Below are 15,635 nucleotides of genomic sequence, written 5' to 3'. Positions count from 1 at the left end.
TACTCCTTTTAAAAGATATATACACAATAGAAATATACAATTGGTACATACAGCATTATCCCTATAAAATTTATTATTCTATAAGCTGTTTTCTTTCCTGCCACTGTATTTACTATACTTAATAATACATTAAGTATGCTTATTACTAATCCTATCCACGCTATTATTTTCAATTTAATTCCTCCCTTTAAGCAAAATAAAAAGGACACCATTACAGTGTCCATATGAATATAATCTCCTAAACTATTTTAGGTAAGTAAAAAGACACCTAGAAATTAATCTAAGTGCCTTTTAGTACATTACACAGTATATTGTATTTTTTTATTTTAACCCTTAGTGATAAGCTAAGAATTATTGCTATCGTTCCCTTTTAACGGCAGTTCTTTTCCAGTTACTAAGTTATCAGCTTAGATTTTTGCACTGTGGATAGCTCACACTTTATTAGAGCTGGTAAGGATTTGCACCTTACATACAAACTTTGTTTTTCACCCTTTGTTTGCGTAATGGGTTTATCAGCGTCTACCTATTCCGCCACTGCTCTATCGCCCACCTAAACAAGCCCCACATATACCTTATTCACCCATGTACTAGATATAAACCTAATGCTTCAATTTAATAAGGTATATTCTTCTGTTTTTACACATGGTAAATCAGATTATTTATATAAATATAAAAGCTAATGTTCCCGTAATTATCCAACATATACTTGTAGTTATATTGCTTATTTTCTCTATCTTATTTTTTGCCATCCAATACCCTATTATGTTTAACACAACATTTATAGTACTAACTACTAATAATAATTTTAACATATTATTCTCCTCTACAAAATAGGAAGCACCCAAATTAATGGATGCTTTGCAGTTGCCCTTGTACGATAAAATCCTTTTTCTATACTACTATTATAACACATTCAAAATCTTTATTTGTCTACACTTTGTCTACTTTTTGTCTACTTTTTTATAACTTCATTCCAATGTATTATTTCTTTTATTATCTTTTCTCTTTTTTTATATCCTGTTGCTCTACTCATATTTAGTTCATCCGATATTTGTTCTATTCCTAATTTCTTTTTATATTTTAGCCATATAAATTCTTTATCTTCTTCATTTAACATTCTTATATTAAATTCTATTGCTTTACTATCTTTTTCTATATTACTTATATCTTCTTCTAAATTAAGTATTTCTTTTTTCTTATCTGCCTGTTCTCTTATTAATCTATCTATAGCTTGCACTATGGCTCTTTCTGCATAACTTACACCTGTATTGGATGTTTGTACTCGCTCTCCACATGGTACAGCTTGTAAATCATGATCTATATTTACATTTGTATCTTTTATTCTTTCTTCTAACTGTTCTATTCTATCTTTCAACACTTCTATTACATCTTTTTTATATTTTATTATTTCTTCTTTTTTAAAATAGTTGTATAACATTCTCTCTGTTTGCCTAAATAAATCTTTATCTATTTTTATTCCCCCTTAAACACTAAATCTTTGTACCATTTAATATTCCTCCTTTATAACTTCTTCAAAATCTAAATAAAGCAAATTTGTTGATAATATTTGTACAGCCATTCCTGAATCATTGAACAAACCGATAAAACCCTTAAAGCTTTTATCAACTTTTACTATACAACCATTTAAATATCTTCTAAACGTATGATTATCAATAATCTTATAAGATTTATTGAGATTTTCTTCTTTTAAAACGTCCCATATCTTCATACTTAATCCTCCTTTATATACCATTCACCTCTTAATATTTCACCTGTTGTTGGAAAATCTGAATTATCCTCTGCATTTTCATTATATTTAATAAAATATTCTCCATAATTTCTGATATCTTTTGGTGCATAACTACCATAATAAAAATAAATTTCATTATTTAAAATACATTTTACTGTTTTACCCTTTTCATAAGCTTTAACAGCTTCTTCAAAATTTACTTTCTTATCTTTTTTAACTAATTTAAATTTAGTATTTAACCAATTCTTAGTTATCTTGCACCCAACCCACTTACGACCTGTGTTTGACCATGATTCTAAACATCCATTTTCAAATTTTACTTTTAGCCCTATATCATCTATAAATTCCCTATCTTCCGGAAACTCCATAATTTCTAAAATATTATATTCTCTATCATAATCTATTTTATTTATATCCATTATAAAAAATCTCCTCCCATTCTATAATTCCATAATTTAATTCCTAATTTACTTAATGTTTCAAACCTATTGTTTACTAACCAACTTTCTAATCTATCTATGGTAGAGGATTCACAAAACCACCAGTATAAATTGTCTAACATCTTTTTAAACATACTAAACCTCCATGTATTACTTTTCTAACACTCTAGTACAGTTTAGGTGTAGAAGTTTTGTTTCTACACCTATTTTGTTGTACTTGATTGAATTACGTAGTTTTAAACCCTTTAAATTTAGGCTTTTCGCTCATTATTTTTACTAATTTATCAAACTCTTCTTCAGTCATATTTATAGGTTTAAATCTATTCTTAACTTCACTAAAGGGCATTAAAAAATTCCTTAATGTATCTTCCCCATCTTTTTTATCTTTAACTGTTCCAGTTACATTGCTTATATATTCTTCTCGCGTCATGTTGTAATGTGTAGGGCAGTCTACTACTGTAGAAAATCTACAATATAACCCATTTGGTTGTGTAGATATAAAAGCTCCCATATAATCCCCCTTAATCTAACTAATAACTTTATCAAATTGATTTATACTCTCCAATATTTCTTTATTTCTTCTATAAGCTGTTGCTTTCGCCCCACCATACATAATCGCGGCTATGCAAGGAATAGTCTTATGTTTTTTATATTTTAATTCTATAAACATTTCAATTTCTTCTGGAGACTGAGATAATTTTAATAATCTATTTATCTTATCTCTTATTGGTTCTATTTCATTTTCAATTTGCCTAATTTTTGCTTTATTTTTTAGTATCCTTTTAATTATCATTTTTCGTTCATTTATAAGTTTGGTAATTTCATGTTCTATTGCACGATCACAATAACTGGATTGGTTTGAAGTTTGTACTTTATCGCTGTAGCTAATAGATATGGATTCTAATGGTAAGCTTATATTGGTTTCTTTTATGTCTCTTGTTATTTCTTCTTTTTGTCTTTCTAATCTATTACAAGTATTTCTTAATGATTCTATATTCCTTAAATTATAATAATATCTTTTTAACATTCTTTCTGTCTTTTTAAAGGTTTCTTTATTCATTTAACGCCTCCCTAACCAGTTTATAAATATTATTCTCTATAATCATCATATATTTGTAATGTAAAATATTTATCTTCTTCCCAACGTTTACTTACTATTATTTCTTCTTGTAATTCTTGTTGTAATTCTATCAATTCACTTATTTCTTTTAAACATATTACAGCTATGCCATTTTCCTTTTTTAGATTATATTTTTTTAATATATCTCTATATATTCCCATTTCGCATAAATCATCATACATCACTGACATAATATAAAATTTCATTTAATCACCCTCATTTACTTCATAAGTTATCTTTATTAACTGTTTCACTAAAAATCTAAATGCTATCCCTATCAAGATAAAACATATTAAATCTGTAAATATACTTACTTTCCAACTATATATTTTTGTTATAGCGAATCTAATTTTAACAACTAAAACTATAAAATTAATATTAAATCCTGTCCAAACATAATCGGATATTTTATTCCAAATTTTCATGTTTCCTCCTTTTATAGTTTATTTAAAATCTGTTGTAACACTAATATTTTTTTATACTCTTTCTCTATATATTCCAATTCTTTGTTTGAATCAAATCTCCTAACCTCTAATATTCTTTTTATAAAATTCCAATTTAAATTATTTTCTTTAATTTCTTCTAATGTATTCGCTTTATCTAGCATTGTATTAACTTTACTTTCAAATAAATCTGGTCGTCTAGTATCCACTAGGCAAACTATTTCCCTTTTATCTATATCATCTATAGTCATTTCACTTAAATTTAATTTATACATTTTCATCCTTCCTCCTTATACCGCACACATCTTTTTCCTTACAATATTTACAATCATAATTGCAAATTATCCTAGGTTCTTTCTTTACATTTATAACTGCTAAAACTATTGTAATCACTACTATAATTATACTACACAATATACCGCAAATCATTGATTTCACTTCCTTTTATCTATATTTATTTGTTATTTTTTTAATTTCTTTTAACCTTTTATTTACACGTTTATTATCTGTTAAGTCGAATAATACTTCTACTAAATAACTAATCTCTCTAAAATCTTCTACAATCTCATTTTTAACGCGTTCCACCTTATCCCCTCCTTATTAACATTAACCAACCGTTTATATCTTCTATATAATAATTTTTCTCATATTTCTTTGTTAACCTTACCTTTTCTTTAAAATCTCTATACTTTTTAGTCTGTGCTTTTAGAACCCCCATTTCCATACTTAACACCCCTTAAATATCTTGCTGGATTCTTAAAATGCTCTGGTAACCACTCAATTCTGCTTGTAATCCTTGCAACATTTCCTTACAAGTCTTATAAGTTGCTTCTGCTAAATCCCTTCTAAACTTTAATTCTGCCGTATTCCCTCGTGCTATATCTGGTATCAAAGTAGCTTGTACTTTCTGGTCTCTTAGTATTAAAATTTCTTTACCTAAAGCTAACCTATATTCCTTTTCAGCTTCTGCATACTCTTTCGCTTTCTTAGCTAAAGTATTAACACCGTCTTCTATTCTTCTACTTGTATCCCATATAGCTTTGGTTAGTTTCTGTAGTTCCATTTAATCACCTGCTAACTCGCGGTTCTTATATATATTTCCTATAACTTCAAAAGTCGCATTATAAAATCCATTTAATCCTATAAAATCCCTATGCCATCCCCAAACAACACCAAACTTATAATCTTTATACTCTACGACTTCATTATCACTTGCTATCACTTTGCCATTATTACTTATTTCTATGTGTAATATATCGCCCTCGTAAATTTCTTTCCCATTTCTGTCTTTTAAATCTGTGTATTGCATAAAAGTTTCTCTTATACCTTCATACTCCTGTATAATATCAATTGGTTTTCTAAGGAAGATAATATCCTCTAATGTAAAATACAGCATTTCTGGATCAGGATATTTTCTAAAAGCTCTAAATTTAATCTCTCTCACTTTTAATCCTCCTCTAAAATAACTTCTACTCTAGGATTTTCACCATACCATTTACTTATATAGCAAGTTATTACTTGTTTGTCATCATCGTATGCCAAGCCATTTAAACTGTCTAAAATAATCTTAGCTATATTGTCTACATCTGGCTTTTTTGTTGGTCTTATTACACCGCATAACATTTCAATTTTTTTCTTTTTATTTGTAGCTTTGGGGATTGGATAAAAAACTTTTATATCTGCTTTAATTGCCCCTGTAAGCTTCTCTCTTTTTGTTTGCTCTTGCCAACATAGTTTTACCCAATTCTCATAGTTAACTGTCTTATCGGGTGTGTATGTGTGTCCTGTCTTACTATTAAATCTTGGTCTTTGCTTTCCCATTGGCTTTCCATCTATAACTATCTTCATATCTGTTTTACTTTCCTTCCATAATTCTTTTTTAACACCCTATCCATGTTGTGTATTACGCACCCCATGTAATCATTTTCTATTTTTGTTTCTCTATCTCTTTTCCTCTGCTGCAGCAATATATAAGTTTTCTCTGCTCTTTCTTTATTACTCAACTTTATACCCCCTTATATAACTTTTTTACCTCCCATGCAAACTCTTATAATATCCTCTTTTTTATATTTAATCCCTTGTACTGGATACATTAATTTACTTAAACTTCTTATGGCATTTGAACTTATATTTAGTTCTTTTTGTATTTCTTCTAATGTGTAATATTCTTTTGTAAATATATTTTCTAGCCAGTTTTGGAAACCTAACTTTAATTGCCTATTAAACTTTTCTCCGTATTTCCCATGTGGTCCATAGTCCCCTTTATGGTGTTGTCCGCATAAGTAAGCAAAATTATATTTGCACTTTTCTAGTGGCTTGCATTCCGATCTATAGATTATATGGTGCAACTCCACCCCGTAGCTTGTACCACATACTTCACAATGCTTTATTTGTTTCATATACTTCCTTCTTTCTGTATTACCGTTTTATTACTCTAGTACACTATAGGTATAAAAGTGTGTAGATTATACCTATAGGTACTTAATCTTTATATTAAAAATTAAATAATTGTTAATTAGTTACAAAATTCTTCAATTATATTTAACTGCTCTCTCATTTCTTTTATTAATTCTTTTACAGTATCTTTTTCATTCAATTCAGCATAAATCTCAATATTTTCCGATAACAATTTTAAATTTATAAAATCCTCTTTGTATAACATTTATATCTCTCCCAACAACTTTCTACCACACTTAGGACAATATTCTATATCAAAATACCCTTGTGCAAGGGAATTTTTGAATAATACTATTCCTGGTTTATCATTTTCCAATTGAACTATTTGTGCTTTATTAGGTTGTGTTTCTTTATAACTCGGACTTTCTTTTATAAAAATATCTTTTCCAAATATACCTTCACAATGTTTGCACATATTTATCTCCTTTTATAAATTATGTTTATTCTTTCTTAATATTTTTTTCTACTAAAGTTAATATATCTGGTCTTGCTTTAAGCCATTCCTCAGCCTGTTCTTTATTATCCCATTTACATATTTTAAATAACCCGATAAACTCTTCTATTGTATGCCCTACTGGAATTACTTCTCCATCTTCTGTTTCAATATCAATTACCCATTTTCCAAATTCTTCATTAAATTTTGGTGTTGCTTTCATCATTTTTATAATCACTCCTAATTACGAATTTTTGTCCTCTATTCTTTTTAATTCTCTTTTTATCTTGTATTCTATTTGCTTTTTAATTTCATCATCATATATAGCACATATATATTTTAGTTCTTCCAATATAATATAAACGTCCGCCATTTCTTCTGTTATATTATCTATATTAAAAATAACCTGTTCCCTTTGATACTTGCTAATAGCTTGCTGTAACTCTGCTAATTCTTCTATAGCTACAAACTTCTGCAATGTTACTCCATTGCATTTAACTATCCTTCTGCATTGTTCTATTTGCTCTTTATTTAACACAATTCTTCCTCCTCATTTTCTTTTATAGTATATCTAAACCCATTCATTCTAATTGGTAGTGTTATATAGGTTATATTTTCAGAATAAAATATAACTTGTTTTTCTGGACTTTCAGCATAGATTTCATAGTTCCCGACATTTACATTTTTTAATAACTGTTTATCTACAAATATAAGTTCATCCTTTGTTTTAAATATTTGCATTTTATAATACCCATCCTCATATGAAAGAGGCAATATTTCAGCTTTTACTTTATTAGATATATCAAACCATTCTAATATATCTAAATTGTCCCATTTATCTATCTCACCATCTCTAATAACAAATCCTCTTTTTAAATTTTGGAAGGTTTGTTTTTTTATTATTTTTTTATAACTACTAAGTTTATTAGGTATCTTAAATCCTGTATATCCATCTACTACCACGAAAAAATTTTTATATGGCATGAATACAAACTTGTTTTTTAAAGCATTTTTAACCCATCTTTCAAATAATTTTATATCAGTCATATTCTTATCACCCCTTATTTCTCAAATAAATTAATAATCTTTCCTATAGGCTTATCTCCAATAACTTTCATACCATCACTTAAACACATTCCTATAGTTATATCCAGCATTTCTAATTGTTCTTTACTCAAAGCTACTGGATAAGCTACAGCATCTTTTACATAAACTAATGCTAATCCATCTTTCTTGCCATCTGTCATATTATTCATACTTATTTATCCCCCTCAATCATTTTATTACCTATACTTCCTAGCATAGTTCTAATACTTTGTGGTAACTGTTTTTCTTCTTTATTTCTTATTACAGTAGCCTTATAACTTCTCATAAAATTAGATCCTATAACTTTTTCAATTCCGTCTACAGTTTCTTGGCTCCAATTATGAAGTATATTATGGCTGCCTATTGCCCGTTGTATCTTTTCAGGTAACTTATTAAATTCTTCTTCAGCATTATAAGCTGAATTTTTAATGGCTTTCCGCACTAGTCCCCATGCTTCAATTTCTGTCATTTCACTTGCCCCACCAGAAGTTATATAGTTTATAGCTTCTATTACTTCCGCCACACTTGGTGGAAACTTATTTGTTGCTATAATCTTTTTAATAGCTACTTGTACTAATTTATATTCATGTTCTTCTAGCATACTTGACCATAAAGTAATCATCATATCCGCATCCGTTTTTGTTAATCCTCTTGCCCATTGTGGATATGCTGCCTTAATAATACTTAGTATCGTAATTGTTTCTTCCCGTGTCATTTACATACCCCCATTCAACATATTTAAAAATGGGTTGCTTGAATCTGTATTGCTTGAACTTTGTTTTATAGAATTACTTTCTTTTAATGGGAATACACCTTTCCAACTATTCATTATTGATTGTTCTAATATCTTAATTTTTATATCATCATTATTAGATAATTTATTTAAGTTTTTAAGCATTAAGTCTAATGCATTATTTGTCATTTTAGATTTTATTAGAGTTCTCATTTTTATAAATTCTAATATAGTATTTTTTAATTCTTCATTGTTTGTATATTCATCAATTATTGTATTGTAAGTTTTATTAGTACCTTCTTTCTTACTTCCTTTCTTTTTTTTCTTTTTCTCTAACTCTATATCTATCTCTTTCTCTAACTCTATATCTATCTCTTTCTCTAACTCTATCTCTGGTGGAGTTTTGTCGGAGATTTGTCCAGACATTTGTCCACTTATTAATAGTTTTTCTTCTTCTATCTTTTTTCTATAAAGTCTTTTTCTATCTGCTTCCGTACTACTTTCTCCTATAAAGTTTTGGATATCAAGCATATATATAGCTCCATTATCCAATACTTCTATTAATTCTAGTTCCTTAAATATTTGTATAGCTTTTTCTACTACTGCAACCGGCATTCTAGTTATATTTGATAACATCATTGCATTGTAAGGTATTCTTTCATTAATTAATAACTTGCCATCATTTTTTAAACTTCTAAGATATAATTTTAATAATATATTAGAATACATATAACCGTCTGGCATACTTTCAAGAATAACCATTTCATCACGTTCGTAAAAGCTTTCTTTTAGCTTTAAATAATAGTATTTTTTATTATCACTCATGCAGTTAAACACCTCTATCTTGCAGAAACTCTATTCTATCCTGTAAGCTTTGTATTTGGCTCTCTGCCTGTTCTAAAAGTAATTCCTTTACTGCTATTTCTTCTTCTAACTCTTGGTAGGTTATTTCATCATATAGATTTTTTTCTAAAAAGTTTTGTATTTTTTCTAGAACTTCTCTTGTACATACAATACTCAAGTCATAGTCAAACATTTTAATTAGATTTAAACAAAATCTATTATCTACTTCTTCTATATTTAATTCCGTTTCTTTGCCCATATATAAAGTTGCGCTTAACATTTAATTACCTTCTTTCTTCTGACAATTCACACATAATATTTTTTTAAACCTATTGGAACTAAATTTAGCAACATTTTCTTTTACAGTTATTCCACAACTACTGCAAGAATAAGTTTTATTGTTTGGTCGGTCTGTAGTAGTTGTATGTGGAATATCGCCTTGATTATTAGGCGTATATTTAGTTTTATCTTTTTCAAAATATACATCTGCGGCTATACCTAAACTTTTACAAGCTACACTTATCGCATCGGTTAAAGACATTTTAAAACACTCATCGCTGGTATATAGTCCGCTTCTTTCTTTAGCTATAAAACTACTTCCACCAGTACCTGTGATAGCTTTTGACCATTCAGAATTGTATTTTATATACAAATTGATATTAGTGAATGCAATTTTTTGATTATTGGAACCTTCTTCAATCCATTGTTTTGTTATTTCATAAAACCATCCTATGCCACATGGCCCAAATTCTTCAGTTAATTTTTTTATTCGCCACATTGGATTAATATCTGTCATTCCTTTGAGCCTTCCAGCTATTATTTCTTTTTTAGCTTCTACTGGCACTTCTCGCATTTTATTATAAAGTTCTAATTTATCCATATCTATTCCACCTTAATATTTATATTTTCTTCTTCTGTTACATCTATATACGGAATAACTTCACCAGTATTTTTATTAATTACTACATTATCTTTTAATATAAATTCCTTTTTAATTTCATTCTTATCTATTTCTTTTTTAACTCTAATTAAATTGTTATATCCATTAGATGTTAAATACTCTATAAAATCTTCTTCATTACCATAACTCCATTTTTTGTTCTTTCTACTTGTTACTTGTCCATAAGGTGTTGTTATTTTAGGTTTAGGGTCATTTCTCTTTAGTTCTCTATAGTATTCAACTAATAATCCGTTAAAGTATTCAAGTATGGCTAAATCACTCTTGGTTTCATCTAGTAGCCATTTATCTATCCTTTCCTTTTCTACTTTTGCTAGTTCTTCTTTTTCTAAAATACTTTCCTTACATTCTTTTATCTTTCTTAATGCCCAACTAGCACCTTTAAGATCTGTTATTTTAAAAGTTTCTTGGTTTTCCATTCTTCTTTTACCTCCCTTTTACATTTCTCTGCTATACATGTTTGTTCCCATAATAACTGTTCCTCTCTATCTGTAGAACAAGCTACCGCTTGGAGTACACAATGTATGCAACCCTTACAATAATTCACTTTACAAAACCTCTAATCTTGTATAAAATATATTTAATGTTTAATTTATTAAGTTTTTAGCTCCTGGCAGGGAGCTTTTTTTTATTTCTAAATTTCTATCCATTTTGACATCCTCTTAACTATATAAGCCTTGTTTATATTTAGTAACAATATGGCATATACTACTATCACTTTTATTTAAAATCTCTCCCAGTTCTTTAGGCGTATATATCTTTCTTAGGTCAAAAATCTCCTCTGCTTCATCTTTAGTTATTTTCTTTCTTTTATTTATCTTTCCGTATTCGTATAACTCGAAAGCTTCTTCTATAGTTGTATTTTTTATAATCGCTACTGCTAAAGCATACCAATTTTCTAACATACTCTATCTCCTCCAAATAATGTTTAAAAGAAATATTACTATAGGCACAGATATTACTGTAAGCCAGCCATTATCCTTAATCTTTTTTAGATACTTAATGTCTACACCTATAAAAGCTAACAGTATTATTAAGCTGTATATAGCTAATATAACTTCGCCTAACCTAAGCATTTTTAAATTCTCTTTCTATTTCTTCTAATGCTACTAATGACAAGTTTTTTAGCTTTTTAGCGTACTCCTCTGCATCTGCATTGCTGTAATTAAAGCTCTCTTCTATTTGTTGTATAAGTTGTTCATATGGTGTCATTTACTTTCCCTCCTTAGATATAATACTTTTCTTCAAAATACTTTTTAGGTACTCTTCCAGCTATAGTTATATATCCTTTTTCTTTCAGTTCTTTATTAAGACTAGCTACTATTTTATAAGCCTTGGATTTACTTATCTGTAACATTTCTGTTATTTGGTCAACTGTATAAAACATTTATATACATCTCCATTCTTCTTGATTGTTTATATTAAATATTTCTTCTTTTAAATAAACTGGAACTGTATAATTTTTTAATATTTCTTTTGCTTTATTTAATTGTTTTCTTTTTATTGCTTCATATCTAGTAACACCAAATTCTCTCTTTAACTGGTGTTGTATATCTGTATATACCTTGGTGCGTAATGATCTATCATTGTAGGCTTGTGTACGATACCCACCTAAAACTTTTATTCCTGTTTTTCTTACTAAAGCTTGCAACTCTTTACACTCCACATTAAAAAGTGGGATATTGTTTTCTAAGTTAGTTACCTTTTCTTCTATCTCCATTGTTTTATTATCTAGCATTAATATTGCTCGTAACTCTGTGCTGATTTTTGGTGAACTGCTTTGTTCCATTTGGTTAAATCTTTTAACATATTTGGCAGTAAATAAAACTCCTTTTTTACCTGTCATTTTATTTGCTACCATTTCACAACCCATTTTTGTAAGTAGGTAACATGGTTGTTCTTTATTCTGTGAATTTATATAAGTTGATTCTATGAAATAATCGGACTGGGGAATTCCTCCCTCTCCTAAGTAACCTATATAAGTTCTGATACTTTTCATTAAATCATTATGTGGTTTGCCTATCATTTCAGTAACTTCTCTACTATCTAAAGTTAAGTTTTTATTGTTTAATACTTGTAAATCATTCATATATTACAACTCCTTTTATTTACTTTTTATCCTTCATATGCTAACCTCTAATAAGAGGGGGTGCTCGATATGGAGGAACTTTTAGGCCAATTAGCGGTTGAGAAAGTAAAATTAAATCCAAATTTTTGCAATATGACTTCTAAAGAAATTTTTGAAGAATTTAATAAAATTTATTTGGAACTTATTGACTTATCTAAACCGAAAGTTACAGAAGAATGTATAAGAAATTTGTATACTTAATCTAACCACCTATTTTTGAAAAGTTTGTGGCAGTTATGCAAAATTCCAATATCTTTTTTGCTCTAATAACTGTCACATCTTTTTCAGTTAGAATGTTTAAAATTTCTTGCATTATTCCCTTTTCTTCTTCTGTAAATTGAAAGGTTTCATAACCTTCAAATTCTTTCAAAAACTCTTGAAGCAAATCAATATTAATTACTTTTTTCATAATCATTATCTCCTTTATAAACTCACTTTTAATATTTTTTCTAAATTTTCTTTTTCAGTTAATTTCTTACCGCTTGGGAAAACTCCATCTATAGTTGCATCTAAATAATCTGCTATTTTTCTCGCTGTTTTAACTGTTGGAACTGATTTTTCATTTATAACGTCATATATAAAGCTTCTTGACAATTCAGTTTCTTTTATTAAATCACTTACTTTTTTACCTCTTAATTCAAGCAATCTCTTGATGTTGTTTTGCACTTTCAACCCTCCTCTGTTTTGTTTTTGTGAGCTATAAGCGTAAAAAACCAGTTATTAATCCTATAAACACAAATCTTAATTTAATAAGTTTATGTTTAATTAGATTAACAACTGGTTCACGCTCTGGCTCACTTAATAGCTAAATAGCTATCGGCTCTGGCTTTGACTCTATGTTGTTTATTATTTCTATTTCTTGGTGGCACTTTTTACACATTAGATACACACCTTCTATTTTTTTAGTAGTATCAATCTTCAATAATTTTTGACCACATATCGGGCATTTAAACCATGCTTTCACAGTAGCATCACTCTTGGCATTCTCAATCACTCCTTTTGATTATTTCTTCTATATCCTTAAACACTTCGCTGTCTCCTTTCGTCCATTTATTAATTGTATTTTCAGCTTGTGTTAATCACTCAATCACCTCGTTTGTTTCTGTTATGTCGTTGTCTATGTGTATAATATACCCCTTTATCGGATATAATACAAACTTAGTATTTCCGTAAATTCGCACAAATTAAGTTATTATCATACTGTTTTCTCGCACAAAGTTCGGATATCTTTAATTTTCTAATATTTTCGGTTTACTTTCTCGGACGATATGATATAATACTTGTATGATAAGTCGTACAAATGAAAGGAAGTTTGAAATGTCTTTAGGTAATAATATAAAAGCTATAAGAAATTCTAAAAAAATGTCTTTGCAAAAATTATCTGATATAAGCGGTGTTGCAAAATCAACTTTACATGATGCTGAAAAGGGTAAGGTTAATCCAAGTGCAACAACACTAGAAAAAGTGGCTAAGGCATTAGATGTACCTGTTGCCATTTTACTTGATGAAGATATGACAAATAAAACAGCAATTGAAATAGATGCTGAAATGCAAAAGTATTATGAGAAAATTTCTAAGTTACCTCGCGAGGAAAAAGAGTTTATTAAGAAAATGTTAGATAAAATGTTAGATTAACCTTATTTTTATTTTGTTTATTACTTCTTTAAGTTTAACGTTTTCTTCCTGTAGTTTTTTTATTTGTTTTTTCATAATTCTTTTATTCATTTGGATCCCTCCTATACGTTAATAGTAACACAAAAAATATAACTGGTAGTTATATTTCCGACATTTTCCACATTACTTTTTTGTCGAAATTAGTATAATTATATTAGGTGATGTCGGAGTGGAGAAACTAAGGACGAAACTAGGGTATACACAAGAAGCCTTAGGAGAAAGAATTGGAGTTACACAGGTATATATATGTAGAATAGAAAACGGCGACATTGAAGGACTGACAATAGGAAAATTAAAAAGATTAGCACATGCTTTACAAATTAGTCCTGTAAAGCTATTAGACATACTATTAAAAGAAGAAAGGAATAGAAAAAATGGCTGTATATAAGAATGAACAAAGAGGAACTTATTTTTGTAGTTTTTATTACACTGACTGGACAGGTAAAAGAAAAAGAAAAAAGAAAGAAGGATTTAAAAGGCAAAAAGATGCCAAGGATTATGAAAGAGAATTTTTAAATAAACAAAGCAATAATACAGATATTAATTTCGAAAATTTAGTTGATATATATTTAGATGATGTTAAAAATAAGATAAGACAAACAACATTAAAGAATAAAAAATTTATAATAGATTCTCAAATATTGCCCTATTTCAAAGATATGGGAATAAACACTATTACACCTAACCACATAAGAAAATGGCAAAACAGTATTTTAGAAGATGACTATTCTAATACATATTCCCGTGCTATAAGTACCCAACTTAGTGCTATTTTTAACTTTGCTGTAAAATACTATGGCTTAAATAGCAATCCTGTTGTCAAAGCTGGAACTATAGGGAAAATTAAATCTAGCAATATTAATTTTTGGACTATAGAAGAATTTAATGAATTTATTAAACACATTAAGAACCCTAAATATAAATTGGCTTATACAATATTGTTTTGGACAGGTATGAGGGTAGGTGAGTTATTAGCTCTTACATTTAATGATATAGACTTAGAAAATAAAACAATAAATATTAATAAAACTTATGTAAGATTTAAAAATAAGGACGTTATAAACCCACCTAAAACTCCTAAAAGTAAAAGAAAAATAACTATACCATCTTCTCTTTGTGAAGAAATAAAAAACTATAAAAACAAAGTATACAAGTCAAACCCTCAACAACGATTGTTCTATATGCAACACGCATATTTAAGTAATAAATTGAAAACAATTTGTGGAAAATACAACCTAAAAAAAATACGTGTACATGATCTAAGACATTCTAACGCTAGTTTATTAATAGAACTAGGGTTTAACCCCTTATTAATTTCTGAACGATTGGGGCATGAGAGCATAGAAACTACATTAAATATATATAGCCACTTATATCCTAATAAAGATAATGAAGTAGCTATAAAGTTAAATGAATTATATTAGTACGTTTTTAGTACGTTTAAAATATTGTTTTCACATCTAATGGCTACATATCAACGATTATTCTAAAAATTATCATTATAGTCATAATATATTAATAGATTTTTACTGTATTTAAGGAACTATTAAGAATTAATTATATATTCTAT

The 15,635-nt window shown here is 28.2% G+C and carries 43 protein-coding genes; 4 read left to right on the top strand and 39 right to left on the bottom strand.

Annotated elements, in window-relative coordinates:
* Positions 1 to 8: 8 nt before the first annotated feature.
* The 36 genes from ACYUDJ_RS09935 to ACYUDJ_RS09760 form a co-directional block, all read right to left on the bottom strand.
* Entirely contained in the window at positions 9 to 173 is a 165-nt protein-coding gene (locus ACYUDJ_RS09935; RefSeq protein ID WP_163201447.1) for a hypothetical protein, read from the bottom strand.
* 486 nt (positions 174 to 659) lie between these two features.
* Positions 660 to 812: a hypothetical protein gene (locus ACYUDJ_RS09930; protein WP_163201446.1), complete on the bottom strand. Its 153-nt coding sequence runs from the start codon at positions 810 to 812 to the stop codon at positions 660 to 662.
* A gap of 140 nt (positions 813 to 952) precedes the next feature.
* Positions 953 to 1,438 carry a sigma-70 RNA polymerase sigma factor region 4 domain-containing protein gene (locus ACYUDJ_RS09925; protein ID WP_205608239.1) on the bottom strand — a complete coding sequence of 162 codons (486 nt, stop codon included), beginning with the start codon at positions 1,436 to 1,438 and terminating at the stop codon, positions 953 to 955.
* Positions 1,439 to 1,507: 69 nt separating this feature from the next.
* Complete coding sequence (locus ACYUDJ_RS09920; RefSeq protein ID WP_163201445.1) at positions 1,508 to 1,729, bottom strand: hypothetical protein; 222 nt, start codon at positions 1,727 to 1,729, stop codon at positions 1,508 to 1,510.
* 2 nt (positions 1,730 to 1,731) lie between these two features.
* Entirely contained in the window at positions 1,732 to 2,169 is a 438-nt protein-coding gene (locus ACYUDJ_RS09915) for a hypothetical protein (RefSeq protein ID WP_460289583.1), read from the bottom strand.
* A complete protein-coding gene (locus tag ACYUDJ_RS09910) occupies positions 2,169 to 2,324 on the bottom strand; it encodes a hypothetical protein (protein WP_459612310.1) in 156 nt (51 codons plus the stop codon). The genes ACYUDJ_RS09915 and ACYUDJ_RS09910 overlap by 1 nt, the downstream gene beginning before the upstream one ends.
* A 92-nt stretch (positions 2,325 to 2,416) precedes the next feature.
* Positions 2,417 to 2,701 carry a hypothetical protein gene (locus tag ACYUDJ_RS09905; RefSeq protein ID WP_460289582.1) on the bottom strand — a complete coding sequence of 95 codons (285 nt, stop codon included), beginning with the start codon at positions 2,699 to 2,701 and terminating at the stop codon, positions 2,417 to 2,419.
* 15 nt (positions 2,702 to 2,716) lie between these two features.
* Positions 2,717 to 3,250 (bottom strand): hypothetical protein, encoded by a 534-nt coding sequence (locus tag ACYUDJ_RS09900; RefSeq protein ID WP_460289581.1) that lies wholly within the window; start codon positions 3,248 to 3,250, stop codon positions 2,717 to 2,719.
* A gap of 29 nt (positions 3,251 to 3,279) precedes the next feature.
* Entirely contained in the window at positions 3,280 to 3,516 is a 237-nt protein-coding gene (locus tag ACYUDJ_RS09895) for a hypothetical protein (protein WP_460289580.1), read from the bottom strand.
* Positions 3,517 to 3,735, bottom strand: coding sequence for a hypothetical protein (locus ACYUDJ_RS09890; RefSeq protein ID WP_460289579.1), 219 nt, complete (start codon positions 3,733 to 3,735; stop codon positions 3,517 to 3,519).
* Positions 3,736 to 3,746: 11 nt separating this feature from the next.
* A complete protein-coding gene (locus ACYUDJ_RS09885) occupies positions 3,747 to 4,028 on the bottom strand; it encodes a hypothetical protein (protein WP_127451924.1) in 282 nt (93 codons plus the stop codon).
* Positions 4,021 to 4,182, bottom strand: coding sequence for a hypothetical protein (locus tag ACYUDJ_RS09880; protein ID WP_460289578.1), 162 nt, complete (start codon positions 4,180 to 4,182; stop codon positions 4,021 to 4,023). The genes ACYUDJ_RS09885 and ACYUDJ_RS09880 overlap by 8 nt, the downstream gene beginning before the upstream one ends.
* Positions 4,183 to 4,197: 15 nt before the next feature.
* Positions 4,198 to 4,338 carry a hypothetical protein gene (locus ACYUDJ_RS09875; protein ID WP_460289577.1) on the bottom strand — a complete coding sequence of 47 codons (141 nt, stop codon included), beginning with the start codon at positions 4,336 to 4,338 and terminating at the stop codon, positions 4,198 to 4,200.
* 1 nt (position 4,339) lies between these two features.
* Positions 4,340 to 4,477 (bottom strand): hypothetical protein, encoded by a 138-nt coding sequence (locus ACYUDJ_RS09870; RefSeq protein WP_163192032.1) that lies wholly within the window; start codon positions 4,475 to 4,477, stop codon positions 4,340 to 4,342.
* Between the two features lie 12 nt (positions 4,478 to 4,489).
* Positions 4,490 to 4,816 (bottom strand): hypothetical protein, encoded by a 327-nt coding sequence (locus ACYUDJ_RS09865; protein ID WP_460289576.1) that lies wholly within the window; start codon positions 4,814 to 4,816, stop codon positions 4,490 to 4,492.
* Entirely contained in the window at positions 4,817 to 5,197 is a 381-nt protein-coding gene (locus ACYUDJ_RS09860; RefSeq protein WP_460289575.1) for a YopX family protein, read from the bottom strand.
* 2 nt (positions 5,198 to 5,199) lie between these two features.
* A complete protein-coding gene (locus tag ACYUDJ_RS09855; protein WP_460289574.1) occupies positions 5,200 to 5,601 on the bottom strand; it encodes a RusA family crossover junction endodeoxyribonuclease in 402 nt (133 codons plus the stop codon).
* Positions 5,598 to 5,756 carry a hypothetical protein gene (locus ACYUDJ_RS09850; RefSeq protein WP_460289573.1) on the bottom strand — a complete coding sequence of 53 codons (159 nt, stop codon included), beginning with the start codon at positions 5,754 to 5,756 and terminating at the stop codon, positions 5,598 to 5,600. Before ACYUDJ_RS09850 ends, ACYUDJ_RS09855 begins: the two co-directional genes overlap by 4 nt.
* Before the next feature lie 12 nt (positions 5,757 to 5,768).
* A complete protein-coding gene (locus ACYUDJ_RS09845; protein ID WP_460289572.1) occupies positions 5,769 to 6,152 on the bottom strand; it encodes a hypothetical protein in 384 nt (127 codons plus the stop codon).
* Between the two features lie 116 nt (positions 6,153 to 6,268).
* Positions 6,269 to 6,415: a hypothetical protein gene (locus ACYUDJ_RS09840; protein ID WP_460289571.1), complete on the bottom strand. Its 147-nt coding sequence runs from the start codon at positions 6,413 to 6,415 to the stop codon at positions 6,269 to 6,271.
* Positions 6,416 to 6,625 carry a hypothetical protein gene (locus ACYUDJ_RS09835; RefSeq protein WP_460289570.1) on the bottom strand — a complete coding sequence of 70 codons (210 nt, stop codon included), beginning with the start codon at positions 6,623 to 6,625 and terminating at the stop codon, positions 6,416 to 6,418.
* A 25-nt stretch (positions 6,626 to 6,650) separates the two neighbouring features.
* Positions 6,651 to 6,869, bottom strand: coding sequence for a hypothetical protein (locus ACYUDJ_RS09830; RefSeq protein WP_460289569.1), 219 nt, complete (start codon positions 6,867 to 6,869; stop codon positions 6,651 to 6,653).
* Positions 6,870 to 6,887: 18 nt separating this feature from the next.
* On the bottom strand, positions 6,888 to 7,181 hold the full coding sequence (locus ACYUDJ_RS09825) for a hypothetical protein (RefSeq protein WP_460289568.1): 294 nt from the start codon (positions 7,179 to 7,181) through the stop codon (positions 6,888 to 6,890).
* Entirely contained in the window at positions 7,175 to 7,690 is a 516-nt protein-coding gene (locus tag ACYUDJ_RS09820; protein WP_460289567.1) for a nitrate ABC transporter ATP-binding protein, read from the bottom strand. The genes ACYUDJ_RS09825 and ACYUDJ_RS09820 overlap by 7 nt, the downstream gene beginning before the upstream one ends.
* A 14-nt stretch (positions 7,691 to 7,704) precedes the next feature.
* A complete protein-coding gene (locus ACYUDJ_RS09815; RefSeq protein WP_460289566.1) occupies positions 7,705 to 7,899 on the bottom strand; it encodes a hypothetical protein in 195 nt (64 codons plus the stop codon).
* A gap of 2 nt (positions 7,900 to 7,901) precedes the next feature.
* Positions 7,902 to 8,444 (bottom strand): replicative helicase loader/inhibitor, encoded by a 543-nt coding sequence (locus ACYUDJ_RS09810; RefSeq protein WP_460289565.1) that lies wholly within the window; start codon positions 8,442 to 8,444, stop codon positions 7,902 to 7,904.
* Positions 8,445 to 9,287, bottom strand: coding sequence for a phage replisome organizer N-terminal domain-containing protein (locus ACYUDJ_RS09805; RefSeq protein ID WP_460289564.1), 843 nt, complete (start codon positions 9,285 to 9,287; stop codon positions 8,445 to 8,447).
* 4 nt (positions 9,288 to 9,291) lie between these two features.
* Entirely contained in the window at positions 9,292 to 9,585 is a 294-nt protein-coding gene (locus ACYUDJ_RS09800; protein ID WP_460289563.1) for a hypothetical protein, read from the bottom strand.
* Positions 9,586 to 10,185, bottom strand: a complete 600-nt coding sequence (locus tag ACYUDJ_RS09795) for a hypothetical protein (RefSeq protein WP_460289562.1) — start codon at positions 10,183 to 10,185, stop codon at positions 9,586 to 9,588. It lies immediately after the preceding gene.
* 2 nt (positions 10,186 to 10,187) lie between these two features.
* Positions 10,188 to 10,682: a host-nuclease inhibitor Gam family protein gene (locus tag ACYUDJ_RS09790; protein WP_460289561.1), complete on the bottom strand. Its 495-nt coding sequence runs from the start codon at positions 10,680 to 10,682 to the stop codon at positions 10,188 to 10,190.
* Positions 10,655 to 10,810 carry a hypothetical protein gene (locus tag ACYUDJ_RS09785; protein ID WP_460289560.1) on the bottom strand — a complete coding sequence of 52 codons (156 nt, stop codon included), beginning with the start codon at positions 10,808 to 10,810 and terminating at the stop codon, positions 10,655 to 10,657. Before ACYUDJ_RS09785 ends, ACYUDJ_RS09790 begins: the two co-directional genes overlap by 28 nt.
* Before the next feature lie 115 nt (positions 10,811 to 10,925).
* Positions 10,926 to 11,168, bottom strand: coding sequence for a hypothetical protein (locus tag ACYUDJ_RS09780; RefSeq protein ID WP_460289559.1), 243 nt, complete (start codon positions 11,166 to 11,168; stop codon positions 10,926 to 10,928).
* A gap of 3 nt (positions 11,169 to 11,171) precedes the next feature.
* The gene (locus ACYUDJ_RS09775) at positions 11,172 to 11,339 is read right to left on the bottom strand and encodes a hypothetical protein (protein ID WP_460289558.1); all 168 of its coding nucleotides are present in this window, start codon (positions 11,337 to 11,339) and stop codon (positions 11,172 to 11,174) included.
* The gene (locus ACYUDJ_RS09770; protein WP_460289557.1) at positions 11,332 to 11,475 is read right to left on the bottom strand and encodes a hypothetical protein; all 144 of its coding nucleotides are present in this window, start codon (positions 11,473 to 11,475) and stop codon (positions 11,332 to 11,334) included. Before ACYUDJ_RS09770 ends, ACYUDJ_RS09775 begins: the two co-directional genes overlap by 8 nt.
* A 13-nt stretch (positions 11,476 to 11,488) precedes the next feature.
* Positions 11,489 to 11,650: a transcriptional regulator gene (locus ACYUDJ_RS09765; protein WP_460289556.1), complete on the bottom strand. Its 162-nt coding sequence runs from the start codon at positions 11,648 to 11,650 to the stop codon at positions 11,489 to 11,491.
* Positions 11,651 to 12,352 (bottom strand): ORF6C domain-containing protein, encoded by a 702-nt coding sequence (locus tag ACYUDJ_RS09760; protein ID WP_460289555.1) that lies wholly within the window; start codon positions 12,350 to 12,352, stop codon positions 11,651 to 11,653. It abuts the gene before it with no gap.
* Between the two features lie 69 nt (positions 12,353 to 12,421).
* Here ACYUDJ_RS09760 and ACYUDJ_RS09755 point away from each other — a divergent pair, with 69 nt between their 5' ends.
* Positions 12,422 to 12,592, top strand: coding sequence for a hypothetical protein (locus tag ACYUDJ_RS09755; RefSeq protein WP_460289554.1), 171 nt, complete (start codon positions 12,422 to 12,424; stop codon positions 12,590 to 12,592).
* A 1-nt stretch (position 12,593) separates the two neighbouring features.
* Here ACYUDJ_RS09755 and ACYUDJ_RS09750 read toward each other — a convergent pair whose 3' ends face one another.
* The 3 genes from ACYUDJ_RS09750 to ACYUDJ_RS09740 all read right to left on the bottom strand — a co-directional run bounded on the left by ACYUDJ_RS09750 (position 12,594) and on the right by ACYUDJ_RS09740 (position 13,355).
* A complete protein-coding gene (locus ACYUDJ_RS09750; RefSeq protein ID WP_460289553.1) occupies positions 12,594 to 12,800 on the bottom strand; it encodes a hypothetical protein in 207 nt (68 codons plus the stop codon).
* Between the two features lie 14 nt (positions 12,801 to 12,814).
* Positions 12,815 to 13,057 carry a helix-turn-helix transcriptional regulator gene (locus tag ACYUDJ_RS09745; protein WP_460289552.1) on the bottom strand — a complete coding sequence of 81 codons (243 nt, stop codon included), beginning with the start codon at positions 13,055 to 13,057 and terminating at the stop codon, positions 12,815 to 12,817.
* 139 nt (positions 13,058 to 13,196) lie between these two features.
* Complete coding sequence (locus ACYUDJ_RS09740; protein WP_460289551.1) at positions 13,197 to 13,355, bottom strand: cysteine-rich KTR domain-containing protein; 159 nt, start codon at positions 13,353 to 13,355, stop codon at positions 13,197 to 13,199.
* Between the two features lie 353 nt (positions 13,356 to 13,708).
* On the opposite strand from ACYUDJ_RS09740, the gene ACYUDJ_RS09735 reads away from it, so the two are divergent.
* From ACYUDJ_RS09735 to ACYUDJ_RS09725, 3 genes are all read left to right on the top strand, one after another.
* The gene (locus ACYUDJ_RS09735; protein WP_460289550.1) at positions 13,709 to 14,026 is read left to right on the top strand and encodes a helix-turn-helix domain-containing protein; all 318 of its coding nucleotides are present in this window, start codon (positions 13,709 to 13,711) and stop codon (positions 14,024 to 14,026) included.
* A gap of 208 nt (positions 14,027 to 14,234) precedes the next feature.
* Positions 14,235 to 14,453, top strand: a complete 219-nt coding sequence (locus ACYUDJ_RS09730) for a helix-turn-helix domain-containing protein (RefSeq protein ID WP_460289549.1) — start codon at positions 14,235 to 14,237, stop codon at positions 14,451 to 14,453.
* Positions 14,440 to 15,489 (top strand): tyrosine-type recombinase/integrase, encoded by a 1,050-nt coding sequence (locus tag ACYUDJ_RS09725; protein WP_460289548.1) that lies wholly within the window; start codon positions 14,440 to 14,442, stop codon positions 15,487 to 15,489. Before ACYUDJ_RS09730 ends, ACYUDJ_RS09725 begins: the two co-directional genes overlap by 14 nt.
* Positions 15,490 to 15,635 lie beyond the last annotated feature (146 nt).

Source organism: Clostridium sp. CTA-6, assembly GCF_054768115.1.
Note: the sequence above shows the minus strand (reverse complement) of the source record. Positions and strands in the feature narration are given on the sequence as shown.

What these genes read in the sequence shown, in the direction of transcription:
- ACYUDJ_RS09930 (WP_163201446.1), bottom strand. Translation starts at nt 812, where the DNA reads ATGTTAAAATTATTATTAGTAGTTAGTACTATAAATGTTGTGTTAAAC.
- ACYUDJ_RS09925 (WP_205608239.1), bottom strand. Translation starts at nt 1,438, where the DNA reads ATGTTATACAACTATTTTAAAAAAGAAGAAATAATAAAATATAAAAAA.
- ACYUDJ_RS09920 (WP_163201445.1), bottom strand. Translation starts at nt 1,729, where the DNA reads ATGAAGATATGGGACGTTTTAAAAGAAGAAAATCTCAATAAATCTTAT.
- ACYUDJ_RS09915 (WP_460289583.1), bottom strand. Translation starts at nt 2,169, where the DNA reads ATGGATATAAATAAAATAGATTATGATAGAGAATATAATATTTTAGAA.
- ACYUDJ_RS09910 (WP_459612310.1), bottom strand. Translation starts at nt 2,324, where the DNA reads ATGTTTAAAAAGATGTTAGACAATTTATACTGGTGGTTTTGTGAATCC.
- ACYUDJ_RS09905 (WP_460289582.1), bottom strand. Translation starts at nt 2,701, where the DNA reads ATGGGAGCTTTTATATCTACACAACCAAATGGGTTATATTGTAGATTT.
- ACYUDJ_RS09900 (WP_460289581.1), bottom strand. Translation starts at nt 3,250, where the DNA reads ATGAATAAAGAAACCTTTAAAAAGACAGAAAGAATGTTAAAAAGATAT.
- ACYUDJ_RS09895 (WP_460289580.1), bottom strand. Translation starts at nt 3,516, where the DNA reads ATGAAATTTTATATTATGTCAGTGATGTATGATGATTTATGCGAAATG.
- ACYUDJ_RS09890 (WP_460289579.1), bottom strand. Translation starts at nt 3,735, where the DNA reads ATGAAAATTTGGAATAAAATATCCGATTATGTTTGGACAGGATTTAAT.
- ACYUDJ_RS09885 (WP_127451924.1), bottom strand. Translation starts at nt 4,028, where the DNA reads ATGTATAAATTAAATTTAAGTGAAATGACTATAGATGATATAGATAAA.
- ACYUDJ_RS09880 (WP_460289578.1), bottom strand. Translation starts at nt 4,182, where the DNA reads ATGATTTGCGGTATATTGTGTAGTATAATTATAGTAGTGATTACAATA.
- ACYUDJ_RS09870 (WP_163192032.1), bottom strand. Translation starts at nt 4,477, where the DNA reads ATGGAAATGGGGGTTCTAAAAGCACAGACTAAAAAGTATAGAGATTTT.
- ACYUDJ_RS09865 (WP_460289576.1), bottom strand. Translation starts at nt 4,816, where the DNA reads ATGGAACTACAGAAACTAACCAAAGCTATATGGGATACAAGTAGAAGA.
- ACYUDJ_RS09855 (WP_460289574.1), bottom strand. Translation starts at nt 5,601, where the DNA reads ATGAAGATAGTTATAGATGGAAAGCCAATGGGAAAGCAAAGACCAAGA.
- ACYUDJ_RS09845 (WP_460289572.1), bottom strand. Translation starts at nt 6,152, where the DNA reads ATGAAACAAATAAAGCATTGTGAAGTATGTGGTACAAGCTACGGGGTG.
- ACYUDJ_RS09840 (WP_460289571.1), bottom strand. Translation starts at nt 6,415, where the DNA reads ATGTTATACAAAGAGGATTTTATAAATTTAAAATTGTTATCGGAAAAT.
- ACYUDJ_RS09835 (WP_460289570.1), bottom strand. Translation starts at nt 6,625, where the DNA reads ATGTGCAAACATTGTGAAGGTATATTTGGAAAAGATATTTTTATAAAA.
- ACYUDJ_RS09830 (WP_460289569.1), bottom strand. Translation starts at nt 6,869, where the DNA reads ATGATGAAAGCAACACCAAAATTTAATGAAGAATTTGGAAAATGGGTA.
- ACYUDJ_RS09820 (WP_460289567.1), bottom strand. Translation starts at nt 7,690, where the DNA reads ATGACTGATATAAAATTATTTGAAAGATGGGTTAAAAATGCTTTAAAA.
- ACYUDJ_RS09815 (WP_460289566.1), bottom strand. Translation starts at nt 7,899, where the DNA reads ATGAATAATATGACAGATGGCAAGAAAGATGGATTAGCATTAGTTTAT.
- ACYUDJ_RS09810 (WP_460289565.1), bottom strand. Translation starts at nt 8,444, where the DNA reads ATGACACGGGAAGAAACAATTACGATACTAAGTATTATTAAGGCAGCA.
- ACYUDJ_RS09805 (WP_460289564.1), bottom strand. Translation starts at nt 9,287, where the DNA reads ATGAGTGATAATAAAAAATACTATTATTTAAAGCTAAAAGAAAGCTTT.
- ACYUDJ_RS09800 (WP_460289563.1), bottom strand. Translation starts at nt 9,585, where the DNA reads ATGTTAAGCGCAACTTTATATATGGGCAAAGAAACGGAATTAAATATA.
- ACYUDJ_RS09795 (WP_460289562.1), bottom strand. Translation starts at nt 10,185, where the DNA reads ATGGATAAATTAGAACTTTATAATAAAATGCGAGAAGTGCCAGTAGAA.
- ACYUDJ_RS09790 (WP_460289561.1), bottom strand. Translation starts at nt 10,682, where the DNA reads ATGGAAAACCAAGAAACTTTTAAAATAACAGATCTTAAAGGTGCTAGT.
- ACYUDJ_RS09780 (WP_460289559.1), bottom strand. Translation starts at nt 11,168, where the DNA reads ATGTTAGAAAATTGGTATGCTTTAGCAGTAGCGATTATAAAAAATACA.
- ACYUDJ_RS09775 (WP_460289558.1), bottom strand. Translation starts at nt 11,339, where the DNA reads ATGCTTAGGTTAGGCGAAGTTATATTAGCTATATACAGCTTAATAATA.
- ACYUDJ_RS09770 (WP_460289557.1), bottom strand. Translation starts at nt 11,475, where the DNA reads ATGACACCATATGAACAACTTATACAACAAATAGAAGAGAGCTTTAAT.
- ACYUDJ_RS09765 (WP_460289556.1), bottom strand. Translation starts at nt 11,650, where the DNA reads ATGTTTTATACAGTTGACCAAATAACAGAAATGTTACAGATAAGTAAA.
- ACYUDJ_RS09760 (WP_460289555.1), bottom strand. Translation starts at nt 12,352, where the DNA reads ATGAATGATTTACAAGTATTAAACAATAAAAACTTAACTTTAGATAGT.
- ACYUDJ_RS09755 (WP_460289554.1), top strand. Translation starts at nt 12,422, where the DNA reads ATGGAGGAACTTTTAGGCCAATTAGCGGTTGAGAAAGTAAAATTAAAT.
- ACYUDJ_RS09750 (WP_460289553.1), bottom strand. Translation starts at nt 12,800, where the DNA reads ATGAAAAAAGTAATTAATATTGATTTGCTTCAAGAGTTTTTGAAAGAA.
- ACYUDJ_RS09735 (WP_460289550.1), top strand. Translation starts at nt 13,709, where the DNA reads ATGTCTTTAGGTAATAATATAAAAGCTATAAGAAATTCTAAAAAAATG.
- ACYUDJ_RS09725 (WP_460289548.1), top strand. Translation starts at nt 14,440, where the DNA reads ATGGCTGTATATAAGAATGAACAAAGAGGAACTTATTTTTGTAGTTTT.